This is a genomic window from Paenibacillus cookii, from assembly GCF_018333375.1.
GTDB lineage: Bacteria > Bacillota > Bacilli > Paenibacillales > Paenibacillaceae > Paenibacillus_AQ > Paenibacillus_AQ cookii.
Map to the genome: position 1 here is coordinate 136,133 of NZ_BORW01000005.1, position 19,034 is coordinate 155,166.

The window sequence follows — 19,034 nt, forward strand, 5'->3', positions numbered from 1 at the left end:
GAATTGGGATGTCATGGAACAAATACCGCGCATGCAAGCTTTTTGCCGCTCCGCTCGCGGCGGTGCTCGCGTTCGGGGCGTTGTCCGAAACGGGAGGGTCGGCGGCCTACGCTTTTCAGGCAAGCGACGGCGACGCGGCCATCAAGGCGTTTAACGCCGCGTTCTGGGATCCGTCCGCCAACATGTTTTGGGGCAACACGAACCGCAAAGACCATCAAGGCTTTTGGGTGGAAGCCGAGCTGTGGGAAATGGTGATGGACGCGTACCAGCATACCTCCGATCCCGGCCTGAAAGCCCAGCTCCGGGCCCAGATCGACGATATTTTCGACGGCACCGTGGCCAAATACGGCTCGGATTGGACGAACAATCCGTTTAACGACGATATCATGTGGTGGGTCATGGGAAGCGCCCGCGCGTATCAAATCACCGGAGAAGCCCGGTATTTGGAGGCCGCAAAACGCCATTTCGCTTTTGTCTACGACACGCAGTGGGACGACGATTTTGCCGGCGGCGGCATCTGGTGGCTGAACAGCGAGCATAACACCAAAAACGCCTGCATCAACTTCCCGGCCGCCGAGGCGGCGGAATATTTGTACGACATTACGAAAGACCGGTATTACCTGGATGCGGCGACCCGCATCTTCCGCTGGGGCAAAACGATGCTGACGGACGGGGATGGCAAAGTGTTCGACCGGATCGAAACGGAAAAAGGCGCGATCCCGGACGCCACGCATTACAATCAGGGCACTTACATCGGGGCTGCCGTCGGCCTGTACCGGATAACGGGGGATACGACATACCTCGACGATGCGGTCAAAGCGGCCGGGTTTACCCAAAACCATCTGGTGGATGCAAACGGTTTGCTGAACTACGAAGGCCCGAACGGCGATTTGAAGGGCGGCAAAACGATTTTGATGCGGAATTTGGCTCATCTCCAAAAGGCGCTGGACGAAAGAAGCGAAAGCAAATACAAGGAGTTCAGCGCCGGGTTTGACGCCTGGGCGGCTTTCAACACGGAGATGGCGTGGAGCCACCGGAATCCGGACCATATCGTCGACGGCAACTGGGCCGGCCAGCTGTTGTCCGGCACGTACGAATCCTGGTCTTCGGCCGCGGCCGTCGAAGCGCTGAACGTGATCAAACCGATGGATGCGGAGCTCCGCTACGCCGTTAAGGATCCTTACAATAAAATCGAAGCCGAGCGCTATAACATCGGCAAAGGCTTCGTATTGGAGGGGGCGCTCGAAGGCGGCCTGCAGCTTGGAGGCATCCAGCCCGGACACTACGCGGCCTACAAAAACGTCGATTTCGGATCGGCGGGCGCCAAAGGTTTTATCGCGAGAGCGGCCAGCGCCACGGGCGGGGGCAACATCGAAATCCGGCTCGACGCGTTGGACGGCCCGAAAGTCGGGACGCTGCACGTGGAAGGAACCGGCGGATGGAACAACTACATCGATGCCGTCACGCTGCTGAAGGACGATCAAGGAAATCCAAGCACGATTACCGGAAAACATGACGTCTATCTCGTCTTTACCAAGACAAACGATCCGTATCTGTTTAACCTGAACTGGTTTAAGTTCACCGCGGGCGATCCGACGAAAACCGATGCCTATGCGAAGCTGAAGGCAGGAGATTTCGAAAGCAGCGAGGGGCTGGGCAAAAATGCGGAGGGCGGTTATCTCGACGGCATCCGCAATAACGCCTTTGCCTCCTATAAGGGCATCGATTTCGGTTCGGGCGCGTCCGGCATCAGCGTGCATGTATCCAGCGGCAGCCAGGGCGGCACGATCGAAGTCAAGCTGGACTCGCTAAGCGGACCGACGATCGGCACGGTGGACATCCCGGCGCTGGGAGGCTGGGACAAGTGGGTCGATATCATGGCCAATATCGACGACAAAGCGGCTGCAGGCGTGCATGACGTCTACCTCGTATTCCATGGGGCAGGCGGTGCCGACTATCCTTGCAATCTGGATTGGTTCACGTTTACGACCCTGAAAGGGAAGGCAAGGGATGCTTATGCCAAGCTCGAGGCCGAGGACAACAACGGCGGCGTCGGTTTCGGCACCGAATCGGGCGGCGGGCAAACGTATTTAGCGGGCATTAGCGCAGCCAACAATCCGTATGTCATGTACAATTACGTGGATTTCGGGAGCGCGAGCCCTTCGAAATTCCATGTCAACGCGGCCAGCGCGACCGGCGGCGGCACGATCGAGGTCCGATTGGACAGCATGAACGGCCCGGTCATCGCCGAAAACAAGATTGCGGGAACCGGCGGCTGGCAAAATTTCAAGGTGTTCTCGACCGACGTCACGGCTCCGGTTACCGGAAAACATATCGTGTTCCTGTTGTTTAAAGGAACCGACTATTTGTTCAACGTGGATAAGTTCACGTTCGGAGACCCGGCCGTATTCACGGCGCCGACGCCGCCGGTTGAACCTCCCAAAGACAACGTTCCTCCCGGAGACGTGGAGAACGTCCGGATGACGCGGGCAAACGGCCAGCTTACTTTGACGTGGGACGGTCCTTACGATATTGACGGCCAAAAGGTGCGAATCACCTTGTTTGCGGACGGGCGGCAGATCGGCGATCGGATTGAAGTCAAACGGGGCGTGCAAACGGCGGCGATTCCGGGGATCGAACCGGGGAAGGAATACAGCATTCAGTTTCAATCCGTAGACCTGTCAGGCAACGTGTCCAAGGGGATTACGGTGGAAAGCAAAGAGCAGCCCGTCTACTCGCTCACCGTGGGCGGCCATGCGCTGAAGGACGGCGACTCCTTTACCGATGATGCGGTCCTGACCCTTCAGGCGGGAGACGGTCTGCCGGCAGGCGGTTCCGTTACGCTTGGTTTGGACGGCAAAACGTATACGGTCGATTCCCATACCCCAAACATCTCCATCGGATTGGCCGGTAAACTGGGCGATCGGAAGGCGGAGGTAACGGTGAATGATGGCTCCGCGAATCCCGTTTCGAAAACGTTCCGGTTCCAAGTGACGACCGATCCGGGTTCCATCCAAAATCTGATGGCGCGTTACACGGCGGCCGGCGACCTCGGCGGTCCCCTTGTCCCGCAGCTGACTAATGCGCTCAAGCAGGCGCAGCATCAACGGGATGGCGGCAAAGCGGATCAGGCGGTGAAACATCTGCGGGATTTCGTCAAGCATTTAAACAACGATGCGCTGGGAGGCCATGTCAAAGACAGCGTCAAAGCAGCGCTCAACGCGGATGCGGAGTTTCTGATTCGCGCTTGGCGGGCAGGGGCGGAATAATCTTCATTGTTTAAAAACATCCAGTCCCAAACCAACCGCCGCCATTTATAGCCGGTTTGGTTTATGCACTCCGCTCGTTTGAGCGGGGTGTTTTTATGTTACGATGGGTAATAAAAATCCCCTCTTGACCCTCCTCTAAGGTCAGACCTTAGACTTCACTACAGAAGGGAGTGAAGCATCATGCTTCTTACAGTCAAAGAAGTGTCGGAGCTGTCCAAGGTGACGGTCAAGACGCTGCACCATTACCATAAAATCGGTCTGCTTGAGCCGGCTGAAATCACGGAAGCGGGATATCGGTTATATGGCGCAAAAGAGCTGGAACGGCTGCAGGCCATTCTGTTTTACCGCGAGCTGGATTTTTCCTTGGATCAAATCGGGCGCCTGTTGGAGCGGGAGCCGGATCGGGCGGCCATGCTGGAGGAGCAGGAGGCGCTTCTGGAACAGCGCAGGCTCAGGCTGGAGAGGATCATGGACACGCTGCGGAAAACGAAAGCGGGCCTGAAACTGGGAGATCCGCTGCCGAAGGAGGAACTGTTCGTCGGCTTCGAAACCGAAGATGAATGGCGGGAGGCGCTGCGGGAACAAAGCGAATACCTCAAGGAGCGCTACGGCGCGGAGCTTGAAGCCGAGCCCGTCGATGTGCCGGAGATGAACGAGCAGGCGGCGGAGGCGGCAGCATTCATGAAGGACATGACGACCTGCCTGCGGGGAAAAGTGAAGCATAACGATCCCCGAGTGCATCAATTCATTCGGGATCATCTGGCATTCATGAATGCCCATGGGCACCGGATCGCGGCGGGGGATTTTGCCGCACAGACCGCGTTTTTCCTTCAGGACGAGTTCCACTTGCATATGCTGGAAGGTCAGCAGACCGGGCTCGCTTATTATTTGAACGCGGCCGCGGCGGCGTACGCCGAAGCCGAATCGTAACAGCATCCGTCTGTACCGGTACAGATCAGGATTTCTGCTATTGGCAGGGCAGGGAAGCAGCTTATACAATCAAGACAAAGGCCTTTAATCCAACGGATTTTGCACGCATTCCCGAAGGAAAATCAACCAATGAAATCGACAACGAATTTTCTTTGTTCCCTATAAGATATTTGACGTAATGCCGTTGTAAAAGAGTTGCGGGCTTAAATATGAATCTGATCCAGAAAAAACATAACTTTCGGAGCGCGGATTCGCTTAAGGTATGAAACTCGTAATTCGAAAAGGGGGAACCTACCTATGTCAGGTATCACCAAAGCAGCTGTATTAACGATGCTCGCCGCCTTCCTGCTCGGCGGTTGCGCCACGAAGGGAGCGGGCACCGGAACCGCTCCCGCAGCGGCCGCCAAACCTCCTGCCGTCCAAGCGGACAGTATACAAGCTCCGGATGCGGCTTCCAACAAGGATATTTTGCCGGACTCCGATGCGGTGCCTGTAACGATCGATGGAAAAACGTATTTTTTTCCAAACCGGGATCCGAACAATAAAGAGTTTGTTCATGCCGCCGCAACGTCAAAAGGGATCGTTTGGACCACCGCCCCGGAGATGAAAGATTCGGAGTCGGAGCTGGGGAAAATTCCGCTTGAGCCGTTTGCGATATATCTTCACGCTTCGTCGGAAACGTCCGTATCCTTTCAAAACTCCAAGCTCGCGTACAAGCTTCCGCTTCAGGATGACGATGCCAATTGGTATTTTCCGTCCGGACTGTACGGAAACGTGAAGGATCATGTCATCATCAACGCCTACCGGAGAAAACCGGGCATGGCTCAGCCGAAGTACTCGGAGCTGCTGGATTTGGATTTGGCCACGGGAAAAGCAAAAACGATCCGAATCTATCATGACGCGGGCGGCAATCTGTTCGAGGCAGGCATCAATGACCGGACCGGTGATGTCGTTACCGTTCAGGCTAAGCCAAACGATGCCGATTATACGTATGGAGCGGAAGTATATCATACAGCCACGGGAAAAAGCGAAAAGGTGAAGAAATACACGAGAGGGCAGGGAGGAATTACGTATTGGATCGGCAAAACCGCATACGAAGCTCCTTTTGCCGACCTTTACCGGTAGGGTGAGCAGCATATCGTTCCCCGGCTTGTTACATGCATAAGTTCATAAACGAAGGCGGCGTATCCGCGCCCGTCCCAATATTCGCGAACCCCTGAGATAGTAGTGGGGCTTCCGTTATGTAAAAAGGCGCCTCACCGGGCGCCTTCTTTATGTCGGGCATGTTCACAGTAAATCGTTCCTTAAGTCATCACCGAGCTCCATTTATCGACTTTTTTGCTAAGAACGTCTTGAAGCTCATTTTCATCCTCGCTCAGCTTGTAAAATAGCGCCAAAGCGACCAGGATGACATTCACGCATTCTTCCTTCACGTCAGAGAGATCCAGATTTTTATACTCGCTGCCGCTCGCCTGCCTGTAAGAAAGCATCGCTTGCGAAGTTTCCCCGACCTCTTCGGTCAATTTCAGGACCATTTGCTCCAGCGTTTTCTTTTCCTTTTCACTTAATGCCTTGATTTTTTGCAGTAATTGTTCCACTAAATATGTCTCCTCTTGCAGCCATGTAGTCTTTATGTCCATGATTATACCCTATCCAGCCGTTTGCAGCCCGTTAACGCAGCGCCTTCGGCACCGGAACCGCGATCAGCTTGCCGGTATCTTTGGCCTGAATGATCAGCGTATTCCCGGAAAGCAGGGTCGGGCCGTATTGGCGAGAACCGGTGTTTACCGTAAAAGCCGGAGCTGCTGTCTGGAGGTTATACCCATGTAATACGCCGTCGCTTTGCCCGATATACACACCGTTGCCGTAGATGTCGGTTTGAATGGGCTGGTTGTCGGTTTGGAAGCCGAACGTTTGGCCGTTCGTCAGCTTCATGCCCGTAATAGCGCCGGAAGCTTCTTTACTGAAAAAGATTTTGTTGTCATGCACCGAGCCGATCAGCGATTTCCCCACGTTCGGGACGGACCATTTTTGCAGCGGCTTGGCGTCTTTTTTGTAGGCGGCAATGTCATATTTCATCACGGCGCTGTCCGTCGCTATATAAAGGTCGTTGCCGTTTAGGATCACGGAGCCGTTATTGTCCCTTGTATAAGGAGGCAAAGTGCCCAAACTCCAGCTGTAGGTTTGCGTTTCTTTTTCTACGCCCGTCTTGGCGTCGAAGACGTTAATGTTCAGTTCCCGTTTCGGGTCGGCATCGTCAAAAGGATATTCGTCGCGGAGGGAATAAACGAGTCCGTTTCGGACCGCCAAAGGCGGGTATTGCCGGAATTGCTTCCACAGCTTTTTGCCGGATTTCTTATCAAAGGCATCCAGTTGAACCGAAGTGAGCGCGCCTTGCACCATGTACGAAGCATAAACGATTCCATCCGCTTCCATGCTGACGCCCCCGGCGAATTCGCTTTGTTCTTCGATTGCCTTCCAACGCTGTTTGCCCGTGGCGGCGTCCAGCGCGATGATTGCGTTGCCTTTGGTGACGTACACCGTATCGCCGATCACGCGGGGCGAGCCTGAGTCCGTTACCCCGGCCGCGGTCTGCCACAGCCGTTTGCCGGTTTTCGCCTGCAGCGCGAATACCTGGCCGGCTTCCGTGACGCCGTACACCGTGCCTTTTTGGTAAGCGACATCCGGGCGAAGCCGGCTGCCGTAAGTATAAAGCGTTCTGCCCGTGTTCACGTTCAACGCCACAAGCTTGCCACCGTTAAAAGTGAATACGATGCCGTCGTCCGTTATGACGCTGTCGGTGTTCTTGTCAAAGGATGCCGTCCACAGCGGCTTTTGGATCGGTGCTTTAATGGCCGGCGACGCAGGAACGTTATAAGAGACGACGGGAGCCGCGGCCTACGCAGCTGACAGGTTTAAAAAGCCGACCAAAACAGCCGCGAGCAAAGCGACAGCTCCTGCACGGGCTGGTTTCAATTTTGTTTTCATCTGCATCTTGTACCTCTTTTCTATGAAATAGATTCGTATCAAACGATCAAACTCACTGCAGCGCCTTCGGCACCTGTACCGCAATCAGCCTCCCGTTATCCTGGGCCTGGATGATCAATGTGCTGCCGCTGCGCAGGGTCGGCCCGTAATTGCGTGACCCGGTGTTCACGGTAAAGGCGGGCGCGGTTGTCTGCAGGTTGTATCCATGAAATACGCCGTCGCTTTGCCCGATATACACGCCGTTGCCGTAGATTTCGGTCCGTACGACCGGGTTGTCGGCCCCCCACTGGACTTCCTGGCCGTCTACGAGCTTCATGCCTCCAATGGAATACCCATCGTAGATCGAAAAATAAATCCTGCCGGCATGCACCGATCCCGTTAAATCGATGGGGTAGGATGGTTTATTCCACTTTTTCACCGGTTTGCCGTTCTTCTCGTAGTGCGCGAAATCGTATTGGTGGATGGCATCTTCCGTCACAAGATACAGGTCATTGCCGCTGAGCAGCATGCTGCCTGCGAATCCCGCGGAACGGGAGTTGTTCGTACGGTTCCAGGAGTAGACCCGTTCGCCGACCTTTTCACCGGTTTTGGCATTGAGTACGGATAGGGTGATGTGAGGAGGTTCGTCCGGATCCTCTTCATCAAATAAAGACGCTTCCCTTCGGGAATACACCAGCCCGTCCCGGACGGCAAGGGGTTCTGCCTGGAACGGGGCCTTCCATAAGGTTTTGCCCGTTTTTTTGTCGATGGCTTTAAGCTGCGAATAGGAATATGCTCCGGAAATGCTATTGGACATAAAAATGATGCCTTCCGCTTCCAGGGACAGATTGCCTGCCGTTTCCGCCTGATCCTCGACCGCCTTCCAGCGCGGTTTGCCTGTCGCCGCATCCAAAGCGATGAGGGTTTGCTTTTTCGTGACGTATACCGTATCGCCGATCACGATCGGCTCGTCCGCATCCGACAGACCTGCAGCCGTTTTCCATAACTCTTTGCCCGTTTTGGCATGGAAAGCATACACATGTCCGTCTTCTCCGACGCCGTAGGCCGTTCCTTTCAAGTACTGCACCGAGGGCTTCAGGTTGCTGCCGTAGGCAAAGGCCTTTTTGCCCGTGGCCAGATTCAGCGCGATCAGCTTTTTCCCGGAAAAAGCAAGAACCGTTCCGTCATCGGTGACGGCGGCCTTCGAGCCGGGATCGACCGCTGCGGTCCACAGCGGCTTTTGCACGGGAGCCTTGATGGCCTGACCGCCCGAAAAACCGGCCGATACGGCCGGAGCATCGGCATGGATTGCCGCCGGCAGGGAGACCGTGCCGCAAAGCAAAGTTGCCGTCAGGGCAGTTGCATGGATAAGCTTGGTTTGTTTCTTCATGATCATTGCGCCTCGTTTCCGCCATTATTTTTGGAATTTTGATAGGGTCACGGATGCCAAAATTTAACCGATCCTTAAATTAAACGCAATTTCCAATATAAGGTTGCTGATCGGCCAGGCAAAAAAAAGGTTAAGATGGACGAAAGGCTTTCTTTCATTCCGGAAAGCGGCGGCCGGGACGATCCATTTTTTTATTGCGTTTCGAATAAAGAGGTTTTATGCTGATAAATGCATGTTTCCATATTATGAGAGGGCTTGCTTTTCAGAGATGAGATAGCAAAACGACAATTTTTTCGAAAAAATGGAAACGGGAGATGGAACGGACCACGGTTTTCTTACGTATCAAAAGACATATCGATCAATTCAGAACAAGGGGTGGAGGCACAATGGGCAACGACATGAGCGTCATTTTAATCGAAAAAACGCCAAACGGCGAACTGCGCCACATCGAAGAGCGCAATTGGAGCATGAATATGGTGGCGGCGCTGGAGCATGTGAATTATCTCGTCGTCAAAGGCCAGGAGTACGAAACGATCGAGGGCAGATTAAACGTGGACGAAGGCAAGCTGGAGCTGCTTCTCGTCCGGATTCGCAATGAATAGCCATCCAAGCGGGCAGAAAGGAGGAACGGACATGACGAACGAACAACAGCCGCAGGACAAGGACAAATACCCGGCCAAGCTGTTTACGCCGGACGGCAAGCCGGTTCGGGTGTTATCCACGTCGCTGGGCGTGGCGCTTTTAGCAAACGCTTTTTTGCTGGCGGGCGGAGTAACAGCGGACTCTGCAAGCGCGGCCGGGGAATCGGCGGATGAGCCGAAGCTCGTCGCATGGTCGACCGAGGAAGTCAAAGCCTATTTCGACAAAAATGTCGACTGGAACATCCCGCTTCCCGAAGAAATCGAAAAAGAGGGGGAACCGCAGGCCGGAAGCTCGGGCGGCAGCGGAAGCGGAGGAACGACGGTCATCAACAATTACGGCGCAAGCCATTCGGGGTTCGGCTGGGACGACTTGCTGCTGTACCATTTTTTGTTCAACAGCGGATCCAGCTACCAGCCCAGCACGTATTACGATAACCGCAAAACGTATTATACCGGCACGTCGCAAAGCTATAAGCCGCGCTCCTATTCCAGCGGCACGTTCCAAAACAAGCAGGTCGTCGGGTCGACGGTTACGCCAAAAACCTCCCGTTCGACGGGTTCGATCACCCGGCGCGGCACCTCTTCAAGCTCCGGCGGCATCGGCGGCAAATCGAGCGGCTACAGCTCGTCCGGCTCCAGCTCGAAATCCAGCATCTTTTCGGGATCAAGATCCAGCTCGAGGAGCGGATTCGGCGGATGACGGGCAGCGTATTCGAAGTGCTTAAGCCGGGCGGGCACCGCCGCCAGGAACGGGTCGAAGAGCTCGCGAAGCTAGGCTTCACCTGGGCCAACCTGGAGGATGAGGAGTATTGGCTCGATCAGCTCGTCGTGATGAACCGGGATACGTACGCAGAACTTGAACAAGCGTCGGCCCGTTTATGGCGCATCTTGGACCGGACGGTGCGTTATGTCCACGGGAACAGGGCGTTGTACGAACTCATCGGCATCCCGCCGATTTTGTGGGATATGCTCGACATTTGCCCGCTCCCCGAGGAGAACCTGATCAGCCGCTATGCGCGTTTTGATTACGCCGTTTCGCATGACGGGAGCATCAAGCTGTACGAACTCAATGCCGATACGCCGACCGGTTATGTGGAAGCATCGATCGCAACGCCGTGGATGTGCCGGGAAGCAGGCATCGATTCGCCCAATGTCCGCATGAAGGACCTTGTAGCCGCGGCTTGGGGCGCGGAGCGTCCGGATACCGCCGCATGCGTCGCTTACGGGGAGCATCTGGAGGACTCCGGTACCATCGAAGCGCTGGTGCGCCACAGCGGGCTGGACATTCGGTGCGTCGATTGCCTGGAGCTTACCATCGATCATGGCGTCGTCAAGGACGGCAGCGGACGGGAAATCAAGCGGATGTTCGCCTTGTATCCGAAGGAATGGATGGCCGTTGACGACGGGGGCGACGCGCTTGCTTATGCGATCGAGACGGGCAAGCTGACGCTGTTCAACCCGCCCCACAGCATCCTGCTGCAGTCCAAAGGGCTGATTGCCGCGGCTTGGGGGCTGTTTGAGCTGGGGTTATTGTATACCGCCGAAGAGCGGGAGACGATCGAAAAATATCTTTTGCCGACGTACAACAAGCCCGTATTTTCGGGGAATTACGTCTCCAAATCGATGTTCGGGCGCGAGGGCGGCTCCGTGCAGATGTTCGACGGCAGCGGGGAGCTGGAAATCAAGGATGAGGACGGCTTTGACACCAGCGAGCTGTTCCCTTCCGTCTATCAGATGAGGGCCAATCTTCCGGAAATCGAGACGGTGGCCGGAACGCGGCGCCTGCTGACGGGGATGTTCATGATCAACGGGCAGCCATGCGGCCTGCTGGGCAGAGCCGGAGGGCTGATTACGGGAAATACGAGCCATTTTATAGCGATCGGAGTGAGATAGATGACAAGAAACGGAAAGAAACACCCGCGTTCCGGGCATACCTTCAGGCTTGCGGCCGTTTTGGCGCTTTCCATGCTGGCCTTGCTGCTTCTGAGCGCCTGTTCGGACAATGAGCAATCCGTGTTTCACTCGGGTTCCTCGGCGGACGGGCAGGACATGGTGTCCCGCGTGCCGTGGGATTACCGGATCATTGAAGGCAGCGTCGGCGATTTGATCGGCAGCGACATGACCGTATTGCCGGACAACGAGCTGATGCCGAACGACGGGAACTATGCGACGGGGGACAAAATCTGGGTCCTGCAATACATGGATGCGGAAATGACGACGGATTCCAGCCAGCGCAGCAGCGTCCATTTGTCCTCCTGGAGCACGATCAAAACCTTCAAATCCCAGGCGGAAGCCAAAAAGGACATGGCCAATCTGAAGATCCCCGTCACGACGGAAATCGATCTGGTTGGCGTGTACAAAACGCAGTACAAGGACAAAACGCGGAACTTCGCCGTGCTGGAGCTGCCTTCCGGCAACCGGATCAAGCAGCCGATCGACGACGCGCGCTACAAAGCATTGGAGAAGAAAAAGAAAGTATCCGTGAAGCTTGAAGAGATTCATGATTTTGCCGACTACGATTCGGCATACGCAAAATTCAGGGGGTGGGCGAGTTGACCGTCGTCGTTAATCTGGTCGTAAGTGTACTTGTCATCATTGTGCTGCAGCTGCTGGGCATGCTGATTTTCAGCTGGATGACGCCGTTTAAGGATATGGAGGAACTGAAAAAGGGAAATGTGGCCGTAGGGCTCGCGCTTGGCGGCAAATTCATGGCCACGGCGATCATCTTGGGCGTTGCGGCTTATACCAACACGTCGATCTGGTTTTTGGCGATGTGGTTTGCCGTCGGTTACGTATGTTTGATCGCGGCGTATTGGATATTCGAACTGGTCACGCCGAGCTTCAAAATCTCGGAGTCCCTGAAGCAAGGAAACGTGGCCGTGGCGACGCTGCTGTGCATGGTGTTCATCGGAACGGCCTTTGCCATCAGCAGTTTGATCGTTTAACGGTGTTGCAATCATCCTGATATAAAAGCTCGTCTTCAGAAGGGAAGAGGCAAGTGCATTTTTTTCTCCAATTATCCGCACGCATGATGCGTATGCGCAAAACGACCCTGGCCCTGATCGTATTTTTTTCGTGACGGGCAGCGCAACCATCGCTTATCTCCTGGAGCAATCCACATTTGGCACCTGGTTTAACGCCCTGTATTGGGTGATGACGACCATGGCCACCGTCGGGTACGGCGACTTTTTCGCCACGACGGTTGGGGGCAAGCTGTTTACGCTGTTTTTGTACATTTTCGGCATCGGTCTTCTCAGCTTGGTCATCGGCAAAGTGATCGATTCCATCGGAAGCATTCAGCGGCAGAGGGAGGCAGGAACCTTGAGTTACCACGGACGGGATCACGTCATCATTATGAACTGGAGCAAAAAGGCGAAATCCGCCGTCCAAGAAATTTTGACGTACGACGAAAAAGCCCAAATCGTCATGATCGACGAGCTGGAGCGGCATCCGATCAAGGATCTGCACCAGGTGCATTTTATCAGCGGCGATCCATCGGCGGAGGATGTGTTGCGGAAAGCGGGGTTGGAAACGGCGAAGGCCGCCATTGTTTTCGCGGATACCCGGATCGAAGATACTTCCTTGATCGACGGCAAATCGCTGATGATCGCCTCCAGCATCGAACGGATCGCTCCGCAGGTGCATACGACGGTCGAGATCATGCATGAAAAGCACATCCAAAATTTCCGGTTCGTCCAGGTGAACGAATTTGTGCTCTCCCATGACGCCATCTCCAGCCTGGCGGTGCGCGCCGCCCTTCAGGAAGGGAATTCAGCGGTGATCAGCCAGCTGATCAGCCGCGAACAGGGGGACGACATCTACGAGGTTCCGCGGAAATCGGAGTGGCGGACTTACGGAGACGCTTTTCAGGATTTGCTCCGGCAGGGGGCAACCTTGCTCGCCGACCGTAGCGACCTGTCCATCAACCGCAGGCTGAACGACCCGATTCCTTCCGAGGCCCGGCTGTATGTGGTATCGGATGAAGCGACGTACCGGCGCATTGCGGGCAAACCATAATGGAAGAAACGGCATTGATACATTACCAAAATAGGCAGGATTCGCCCGGCAGCTTGTGGAAGCAAGTTTGGCGGGCGTTTTTATATCCGGCTTTGGCGTCATTTGTCGAACTTCAGGTAGAGCCGAAGCGAGACGCATACATATGAGACAGATGCCGGGAAATGAACACCTATAAGCGAGGGGGAGTTCGGTGGATTTACGTCCTTATCCAAATTTGTGGATTTTCATGGCGTCCAATCTATTGATGTTCGGATTGTTTTGTTTCCGGCTTGTTCTGGATATCCAGCTCCAGGTTATGCCTGCATTTGCATGGCTCTCCTTCCTTGTCTGCCTGGGCAGTTTAACGGGGATCCTGTTCACGGGAGCGGACCTGGCGACCAAAAAGCAGGAGCGTTTCCAAGGGAAAGTCATCAATATAGAAGGCCGGATCATCCATGTCTTAACGACGGAAAACCGGCTGAAACGGCTTCGAATCAACGCTGCCTGGGCGCGCGAAAGGCTGAAGGCCGATCAGGAAGTGGAAATCAGGCTGACTCATTATACAAAAATGCCGGTAAGCATATCGATTTTGAAGGATTCTGCGCGGACGGAAACGGAGTAGGCCGTGGAAAGGGCAGAGATTCGTTATTTTTTTGAAAGGATGCATGCAGCATGAACCAAACCATATATGAAGATTGGAACGGCCACAACATCAAGTTGACCTGGTTGCCCGGAGACGAGCCGCCCGATCCCGCGCTGGTGACGAGCGTGCACGGCATTTGCCTGCATCAGGGGCTTGTTCTTGCCGTGCATGTGCAGGGCTGGGGGGCGGAAGCGTGAAAAAACGGATCGTTTTATGGAGCGGCATCGGTATCGTCTTTCTTGCGGCGATCACCGCGGGTTCCTACGTCCAAAATATCGGAGTCAAAAACATCAAGCTTATGTATGCGCTGCATGCGACCGACAAGACGATCGTTTTGATGGATCAAGGTTTGAACGGAACCGTTAATTACCTGACAAGAGCTAAGAATCCGGCCGAATTAGTAAAACAAAAGATGAACAAGGAAGGCTGGAGTTATACCGAACAGGAGGGGGCGGGCTATTTTTTCGAAAAAGACCGGCAGCGCTGCATTGTGACCGTCAGGCAGTGGAACCACAGCTATTTTATACTATCGGTTGAAAAGAATCTCGTCGATCTTGCGGGATAAGTTTCCAAAAAGCGGGGAAAGAACTTGCCGGCATGGCGGCCGGCGGGTTCTTTTTTGCGTTTTATTGCGGATGGGTTCGCCCGGATTGATGCTCGTAGTTGCGAATCAGCATCCCCTGGGCTTTCCGCATGCCGAGTTTTTCGTAGAATGGCTGGAGATCGGGATCGCAGAGCAGATCCACCATGTAAATTCCTTTCAGCTTCTCGATCATCCGCCGGGTCAGCTCTTGTCCGATTCCCTGTTTCTGATAGGCGGGAACGACCTCCAGCAGCGGGATATAGGCCGTCAGCACGCCGTCCGACAACGCGGTAATAAACCCGACGACTTTCCCCGTTTGCTCATCCTTGGCTAATATGCAAGAAGACGCATTGCGGAGAATCTGCATAAAAACGGCATAAGAAGGCGGGTTCGGCCACCCGTCGAAAAATCCCTCCGCCAGCGAAGCTTCGGTAATATCGCGTAAATGATCCTGATATTGAATCATGTCATGTTCCTCCTCCTGAACCGGTTCTCTACACCTTACCTTGATTTCGCGCCGTAAACAACCGTTTTAACGATTTTTTAGGTAGCGCCATGAATCTTGGGGCTGTTATGATGGGAGGAGAAATTTGGAATGTTTCCCGCTTCGCGTTCGATGCGGGCTGAAAGAAGGAGATTCCATGAGACAGGTGATTGCGCTTGGCGGAGGCGGTTTTTCCATGGAGCCGGACAATCCGCTGCTGGACCGATATATTTTGAGCCAGTCCGCGGCCCGTAAGCCCAAGGTATGTTTTATCCCGACGGCCAGCGGGGACGCGGAAGGTTACATTGAGGGGTTTCGCAAAGCTTTTTCGGCGTTCGACTGCATTCCTTCCCATCTGGCGCTGTCCCGGCCGCCTGCAGCCGACTTGGAGGATTACGTTTTGGAAAAGGATATCCTTTACGTGGGCGGAGGCGATACCGTGCGGATGCTGGAGACCTGGCGGGAACACGGTTTGGACCGCATCCTTCGGCAGGCGTGGGAGCAGGGCGTCGTGCTGGCGGGCCTCAGCGCAGGTTCCATGTGCTGGTATGAAGAGGGAGTCAACTGCGATGATGACGGGCAGGCGAACGTTGTCCAAGGATTGGGTCTTATCCCCGGGAGCCACAGTCCGCATTACGACTCGGAGCCGGAGTACAGGCGGGGGTATCATGAGCTGCTGCGCAGCGGCCGAATCCGCGCAGGCGTCGGCGTAAGCGATGGAGCGGGCATTCATTATATCGGCTGCAGAATTCACCGGGTCGTCGGTTCGCGGCGGGATGCCCGGATCTACGGGGTCGAAGCCTTTGACGGCAAAGTCGCGGAAACGGAGATGATTCCCGAATATTTGGGAACGCTTTAAGACGGGGCGTTATGCAAAATACGACAGGCCAATCTGAAAGATCAGCGCCAATTATACATAGGGAGTGGGTTTCTCGTGTTGGATGAAGCCATGCTCTACTTAAAACCCGGGGGTGAGGACAAATGGAAAATCCGCTGAATATCGAGGAATGGATCGTGGAGCTGGATATCCGCAGCATGCAAGCTGCCATGGAATCGGGCGAAACCACCTCCGAAGAAATCGTCAAAGCCTATCTGAAACGGATTGAGCGCTACGACGGCAAGCTGAAATCCATCATAGAAGTGAATCCGGCTGCCGTGAGGATCGCAAGGGAGCTCGATGACGAACGTTACGAAAAAGGAACCCGGGGGCCGCTCCATGGCATCCCCCTGCTCTTAAAGGATAACATCGATACCCGCGACGCGATGCATACCAGCGCCGGCACGCTGGCTTTGGCGGAGCACGTCGCGGCGGAGGACTCGTTCGTAGCGGCTCAGCTAAGAAAGGCCGGGGCGGTATTCCTCGCGAAGGCGAACATGACCGAGTGGGCGAATTTTATGGCGAGCGGCATGTGGGCCGGTTACAGCAGCCGCCGGGGATTATGCCTTAATCCGTACGGACCGGGGGAATTGTTCGTCGGCGGGTCCAGCTCCGGCTCGGGCGCAGCCGTGGCGGCAAACCTGGCGGCCGCGGCGATCGGCACGGAAACGTCCGGGTCGATCATCAGCCCGGCCAGCCAGCAAATGCTGGTCGGCATCAAGCCGACGGTCGGGCTGGTCAGCCGTTCGGGCATCATTCCGATCACGCACACGCAGGATACGGCCGGACCGATGGCCCGAACCGTCGCCGATGCCGCGATCCTGCTGGGGGCCATGACCGGAATAGATGAGCGGGACCCGGCCACGCAGGCAAGCGCAGGCCGGTTTTTGCAGGATTATACGCCATTTCTTGACGCTTCCTCCTTAAAGCAGGCGCGCATCGGCATTCCGAGGCATTATTTCCGTGACCTGGATCCGGCCCGAAAGGCCGTCCTCGAAGCGGCGATCGAAGCGCTGCGCAGGGAAGGGGCAACGATCGTCGATCCGGTAGAGCTCCCTTGTCAGGATGCGTCCTGGAACGGAAACGTGCTGGTCTACGAATTCAAAAAGGGCGTCAACGATTATCTCGCGCAGCTTCCTGAAAGCATTCCCGTTCATACGCTGGCCGAAGTGATCGCGTTCAACAACGGGCACGCCGACCGGTGCCTGAAATACGGGCAGGACCTGCTGGAGAAATGCGAAGCGACCAGCGGGACCCTAACCGAACCGGAATATTTGGAGACGCTCCGTTACAATCAGGAGATGTCGCGGGCTAAGGGGATCGATTACGCGCTTGAAACTTACCGTCTTGACGCGTTGCTGTTCCTCGGCTGCGACGAAGGGGACGATATCGCGGCCAGAGCTGGCTACCCGGCGATGACGGTGCCGGGAGGTTACGCGGAGGACGGCGTCATCGCTCCGGGAGGCTACATCACCAAAGGCCCCGTCGGAATAACGTTTGTCGGAACCGCGTTCAGCGAACCGACGCTGATCAAGATTGCTTATGGATACGAGCAGGCGACCCGGCACCGCGTACCGCCGGATATGAGCAGGCTGGAGGAGCAGTAACAGCCTCATCGTTCGGATCATCGCCGGCCCTGCAAGCGGAAAGGGGATTTCTTCGGAACACGCTGGTTGCAGCTCCGCCCACTTGGAACAGAAGGGTCGCGAGATTCCGCGAAGGCCGTACCGGATTCGAATCGCTTGATCTTCCGGCCGATGAAAAAAGGAGCCGTTCCCCCGCCCATCCGGATGCCGGAAAGCGGGGGAGGCTCCTTTTATTATTTGTGTTCACGCAAACTGCGAACGAGGATGATGGCCTTGACGGCAACGGATGGTTAACTTAACGTATCGGCTCGAGATGGAGACCTTCCAAATTGCGGCGGATCAGGGCGCAGGAATCCTCGAACCGCTTCCGTTCGTCTTCGCTTAACTTAAGCTCCAGCAGTTCCTGAATGCCGTCGCTGCTAATGATGGCCGGAACCCCGGCGCACACGCCGTGTTCGCCGTACTCCCCGTCGAGTATGGCGGATACGGCGATGATTTTATGTTCGTCGTTCAGGACGGCACGGGTAATATGGGCGATGGCGCTGCCGATCCCGAAATGGGTCGATCCCTTCCGCGTGAAAATTTCCCACCCGGCATCCTTCGTTTTGCGCGCGATATCGTTCAAATCGACATGCTTGAAACGTTCCGGGTGCTGCTCCAAAATATCGAGGATCGGCTTGCCGCCGATCGTGACGTGCGACCATGCGACGAATTGCGATTCGCCGTGTTCGCCCAACGCATACCCGCTGACGCTGCGCGGATCGATGGAAAACACGTCCGAGAGCAGCGTTTTGAGCCGCGAAGTATCGATGGAAGTGCCCGTACCGATGACGCGATGGCGCGGAAAACCGGTAAGCTTCCAAATCATGTACGTAACGAGATCCACCGGATTGGCGGCCGTGATGAAGAGCCCCTGAAAACCGCTCTCCACGATCGGCGTCACGATTTGACGCGTAATTTCGGCGGCTTCGGCCAGGACGTCCATCCGGTTTTGCCCCGGCTTCGGATTGGCGCCGGCCGTCAGGATGACGACGTCGACGTCGGCGCAGTCCGCATAGGTTCCTGCGTACACGGTCGTCCGCGTATGCGTAAAATCGATGCAATGCGACAAGTCCAGCGCCTGGGCAAGCGCCCGGTCGTATGTGCGGTCGATCATCATGATCTCGTCGCAGATGGATTGGTTGATCATCGCGTAAGCGCAGCTGGATCCGACCATGCCGGAGCCTACGACGGCAACTCTTCTTCTTTTGCGTTTCATGTTTCATTCGCTCCTTCAACCCTATTGTACACGAGATTGTGATAAAAATCCCATAATCGGCCGCTTCGGCGGAATTCGGCCCATTACGGCCCTAAACCGATAAAAACCGGCAGCGCGGCGGCTTCCGGTGAGAGTCCTTTTGGAGCTTCGTTCAGGGGGCAGGAGGACTCCAGGGCCGCCGGATCCAAATGCCTGGCCGCAGCCTTAAAAAAAGACCCCGACAGCGTAAATATCTGCATAAATGCGTCCCGATGGAGCTCCCCAAAATCGCGATCGTTTCGTGTCCGTTGATCCGTCGGAGCCCGGCATACAGGGCGGTGCTGAACATCACGTCAACGATGACGAACTTTGCCAGATCCGCGCGCGTAAATACCCAGACCTGAAACTCCTTTTGGTGAATCCCCGCAAGC

19 protein-coding genes are annotated in these 19,034 nt (G+C 55.5%); 14 read left to right on the forward strand and 5 right to left on the reverse strand.

Annotated elements, in window-relative coordinates; genetic code table 11:
• Positions 1 to 8 precede the first annotated feature (8 nt).
• The 3 genes from KI367_RS07450 to KI367_RS07460 all read left to right on the forward strand — a co-directional run bounded on the left by KI367_RS07450 (position 9) and on the right by KI367_RS07460 (position 5,324).
• Complete coding sequence (locus KI367_RS07450) at positions 9 to 3,269, forward strand: carbohydrate-binding protein (RefSeq protein ID WP_212948739.1); 3,261 nt, start codon at positions 9 to 11, stop codon at positions 3,267 to 3,269.
• A 180-nt stretch (positions 3,270 to 3,449) separates the two neighbouring features.
• Positions 3,450 to 4,199: a MerR family transcriptional regulator gene (locus KI367_RS07455; RefSeq protein WP_212948741.1), complete on the forward strand. Its 750-nt coding sequence runs from the start codon at positions 3,450 to 3,452 to the stop codon at positions 4,197 to 4,199.
• A 297-nt stretch (positions 4,200 to 4,496) separates the two neighbouring features.
• The gene (locus tag KI367_RS07460; RefSeq protein ID WP_212948742.1) at positions 4,497 to 5,324 is read left to right on the forward strand and encodes a hypothetical protein; all 828 of its coding nucleotides are present in this window, start codon (positions 4,497 to 4,499) and stop codon (positions 5,322 to 5,324) included.
• A 179-nt stretch (positions 5,325 to 5,503) separates the two neighbouring features.
• Here the strand turns inward: KI367_RS07460 and KI367_RS07465 are convergent, their stop codons facing one another.
• From KI367_RS07465 to KI367_RS07475, 3 genes are all read right to left on the reverse strand, one after another.
• Positions 5,504 to 5,797, reverse strand: a complete 294-nt coding sequence (locus tag KI367_RS07465; RefSeq protein WP_212948744.1) for a MazG-like family protein — start codon at positions 5,795 to 5,797, stop codon at positions 5,504 to 5,506.
• Positions 5,798 to 5,870: 73 nt separating this feature from the next.
• Complete coding sequence (locus KI367_RS07470) at positions 5,871 to 6,944, reverse strand: outer membrane protein assembly factor BamB family protein (RefSeq protein ID WP_212948746.1); 1,074 nt, start codon at positions 6,942 to 6,944, stop codon at positions 5,871 to 5,873.
• A 295-nt stretch (positions 6,945 to 7,239) separates the two neighbouring features.
• Positions 7,240 to 8,556 (reverse strand): outer membrane protein assembly factor BamB family protein, encoded by a 1,317-nt coding sequence (locus KI367_RS07475; protein WP_212948748.1) that lies wholly within the window; start codon positions 8,554 to 8,556, stop codon positions 7,240 to 7,242.
• Between the two features lie 386 nt (positions 8,557 to 8,942).
• On the opposite strand from KI367_RS07475, the gene KI367_RS07480 reads away from it, so the two are divergent.
• From KI367_RS07480 to KI367_RS07520, 9 genes are all read left to right on the forward strand, one after another.
• Positions 8,943 to 9,158, forward strand: coding sequence for a hypothetical protein (locus tag KI367_RS07480; RefSeq protein ID WP_036714239.1), 216 nt, complete (start codon positions 8,943 to 8,945; stop codon positions 9,156 to 9,158).
• Positions 9,159 to 9,189: 31 nt separating this feature from the next.
• Positions 9,190 to 9,897, forward strand: coding sequence for a hypothetical protein (locus tag KI367_RS07485; RefSeq protein WP_212948750.1), 708 nt, complete (start codon positions 9,190 to 9,192; stop codon positions 9,895 to 9,897).
• Positions 9,894 to 11,090 (forward strand): glutathionylspermidine synthase family protein, encoded by a 1,197-nt coding sequence (locus KI367_RS07490; protein WP_212948752.1) that lies wholly within the window; start codon positions 9,894 to 9,896, stop codon positions 11,088 to 11,090. Before KI367_RS07485 ends, KI367_RS07490 begins: the two co-directional genes overlap by 4 nt.
• A complete protein-coding gene (locus KI367_RS07495; protein WP_212948754.1) occupies positions 11,091 to 11,753 on the forward strand; it encodes a hypothetical protein in 663 nt (220 codons plus the stop codon). It begins immediately after the preceding gene.
• On the forward strand, positions 11,750 to 12,142 hold the full coding sequence (locus KI367_RS07500; protein WP_036714242.1) for a DUF350 domain-containing protein: 393 nt from the start codon (positions 11,750 to 11,752) through the stop codon (positions 12,140 to 12,142). Before KI367_RS07495 ends, KI367_RS07500 begins: the two co-directional genes overlap by 4 nt.
• A 130-nt stretch (positions 12,143 to 12,272) precedes the next feature.
• Positions 12,273 to 13,214 carry a potassium channel family protein gene (locus KI367_RS07505; RefSeq protein ID WP_306433222.1) on the forward strand — a complete coding sequence of 314 codons (942 nt, stop codon included), beginning with the start codon at positions 12,273 to 12,275 and terminating at the stop codon, positions 13,212 to 13,214.
• A 190-nt stretch (positions 13,215 to 13,404) separates the two neighbouring features.
• Positions 13,405 to 13,815 carry a hypothetical protein gene (locus KI367_RS07510; RefSeq protein WP_036714243.1) on the forward strand — a complete coding sequence of 137 codons (411 nt, stop codon included), beginning with the start codon at positions 13,405 to 13,407 and terminating at the stop codon, positions 13,813 to 13,815.
• A gap of 50 nt (positions 13,816 to 13,865) precedes the next feature.
• The gene (locus KI367_RS07515) at positions 13,866 to 14,033 is read left to right on the forward strand and encodes a hypothetical protein (RefSeq protein ID WP_156124709.1); all 168 of its coding nucleotides are present in this window, start codon (positions 13,866 to 13,868) and stop codon (positions 14,031 to 14,033) included.
• Positions 14,030 to 14,401, forward strand: a complete 372-nt coding sequence (locus KI367_RS07520) for a hypothetical protein (RefSeq protein WP_212948756.1) — start codon at positions 14,030 to 14,032, stop codon at positions 14,399 to 14,401. The genes KI367_RS07515 and KI367_RS07520 overlap by 4 nt, the downstream gene beginning before the upstream one ends.
• Before the next feature lie 61 nt (positions 14,402 to 14,462).
• On the opposite strand, the gene KI367_RS07525 is transcribed toward KI367_RS07520, so the two are convergent.
• On the reverse strand, positions 14,463 to 14,885 hold the full coding sequence (locus KI367_RS07525; RefSeq protein WP_212948758.1) for a GNAT family N-acetyltransferase: 423 nt from the start codon (positions 14,883 to 14,885) through the stop codon (positions 14,463 to 14,465).
• Between the two features lie 175 nt (positions 14,886 to 15,060).
• Here KI367_RS07525 and KI367_RS07530 point away from each other — a divergent pair, with 175 nt between their 5' ends.
• Both KI367_RS07530 and KI367_RS07535 read left to right on the forward strand, forming a co-directional pair.
• Positions 15,061 to 15,762, forward strand: coding sequence for a Type 1 glutamine amidotransferase-like domain-containing protein (locus tag KI367_RS07530; protein ID WP_212948760.1), 702 nt, complete (start codon positions 15,061 to 15,063; stop codon positions 15,760 to 15,762).
• Between the two features lie 122 nt (positions 15,763 to 15,884).
• Positions 15,885 to 17,387, forward strand: coding sequence for an amidase family protein (locus KI367_RS07535; RefSeq protein WP_212948762.1), 1,503 nt, complete (start codon positions 15,885 to 15,887; stop codon positions 17,385 to 17,387).
• Between the two features lie 274 nt (positions 17,388 to 17,661).
• On the opposite strand, the gene KI367_RS07540 is transcribed toward KI367_RS07535, so the two are convergent.
• The gene (locus KI367_RS07540) at positions 17,662 to 18,624 is read right to left on the reverse strand and encodes an L-lactate dehydrogenase (RefSeq protein WP_212948764.1); all 963 of its coding nucleotides are present in this window, start codon (positions 18,622 to 18,624) and stop codon (positions 17,662 to 17,664) included.
• Positions 18,625 to 19,034: the final 410 nt, after the last annotated feature.

Bases quoted from the DNA above. Each gene is read 5' to 3' on its own strand.
- KI367_RS07530 (WP_212948760.1), top strand. From the start codon at position 15,061: ATGAGACAGGTGATTGCGCTTGGCGGAGGCGGTTTTTCCATGGAGCCG.
- KI367_RS07475 (WP_212948748.1), bottom strand. From the start codon at position 8,556: ATGAAGAAACAAACCAAGCTTATCCATGCAACTGCCCTGACGGCAACT.
- KI367_RS07490 (WP_212948752.1), top strand. From the start codon at position 9,894: ATGACGGGCAGCGTATTCGAAGTGCTTAAGCCGGGCGGGCACCGCCGC.
- KI367_RS07535 (WP_212948762.1), top strand. From the start codon at position 15,885: ATGGAAAATCCGCTGAATATCGAGGAATGGATCGTGGAGCTGGATATC.
- KI367_RS07525 (WP_212948758.1), bottom strand. From the start codon at position 14,885: ATGATTCAATATCAGGATCATTTACGCGATATTACCGAAGCTTCGCTG.
- KI367_RS07450 (WP_212948739.1), top strand. From the start codon at position 9: ATGTCATGGAACAAATACCGCGCATGCAAGCTTTTTGCCGCTCCGCTC.
- KI367_RS07495 (WP_212948754.1), top strand. From the start codon at position 11,091: ATGACAAGAAACGGAAAGAAACACCCGCGTTCCGGGCATACCTTCAGG.
- KI367_RS07460 (WP_212948742.1), top strand. From the start codon at position 4,497: ATGTCAGGTATCACCAAAGCAGCTGTATTAACGATGCTCGCCGCCTTC.
- KI367_RS07480 (WP_036714239.1), top strand. From the start codon at position 8,943: ATGGGCAACGACATGAGCGTCATTTTAATCGAAAAAACGCCAAACGGC.
- KI367_RS07540 (WP_212948764.1), bottom strand. From the start codon at position 18,624: ATGAAACGCAAAAGAAGAAGAGTTGCCGTCGTAGGCTCCGGCATGGTC.
- KI367_RS07515 (WP_156124709.1), top strand. From the start codon at position 13,866: ATGAACCAAACCATATATGAAGATTGGAACGGCCACAACATCAAGTTG.
- KI367_RS07455 (WP_212948741.1), top strand. From the start codon at position 3,450: ATGCTTCTTACAGTCAAAGAAGTGTCGGAGCTGTCCAAGGTGACGGTC.
- KI367_RS07485 (WP_212948750.1), top strand. From the start codon at position 9,190: ATGACGAACGAACAACAGCCGCAGGACAAGGACAAATACCCGGCCAAG.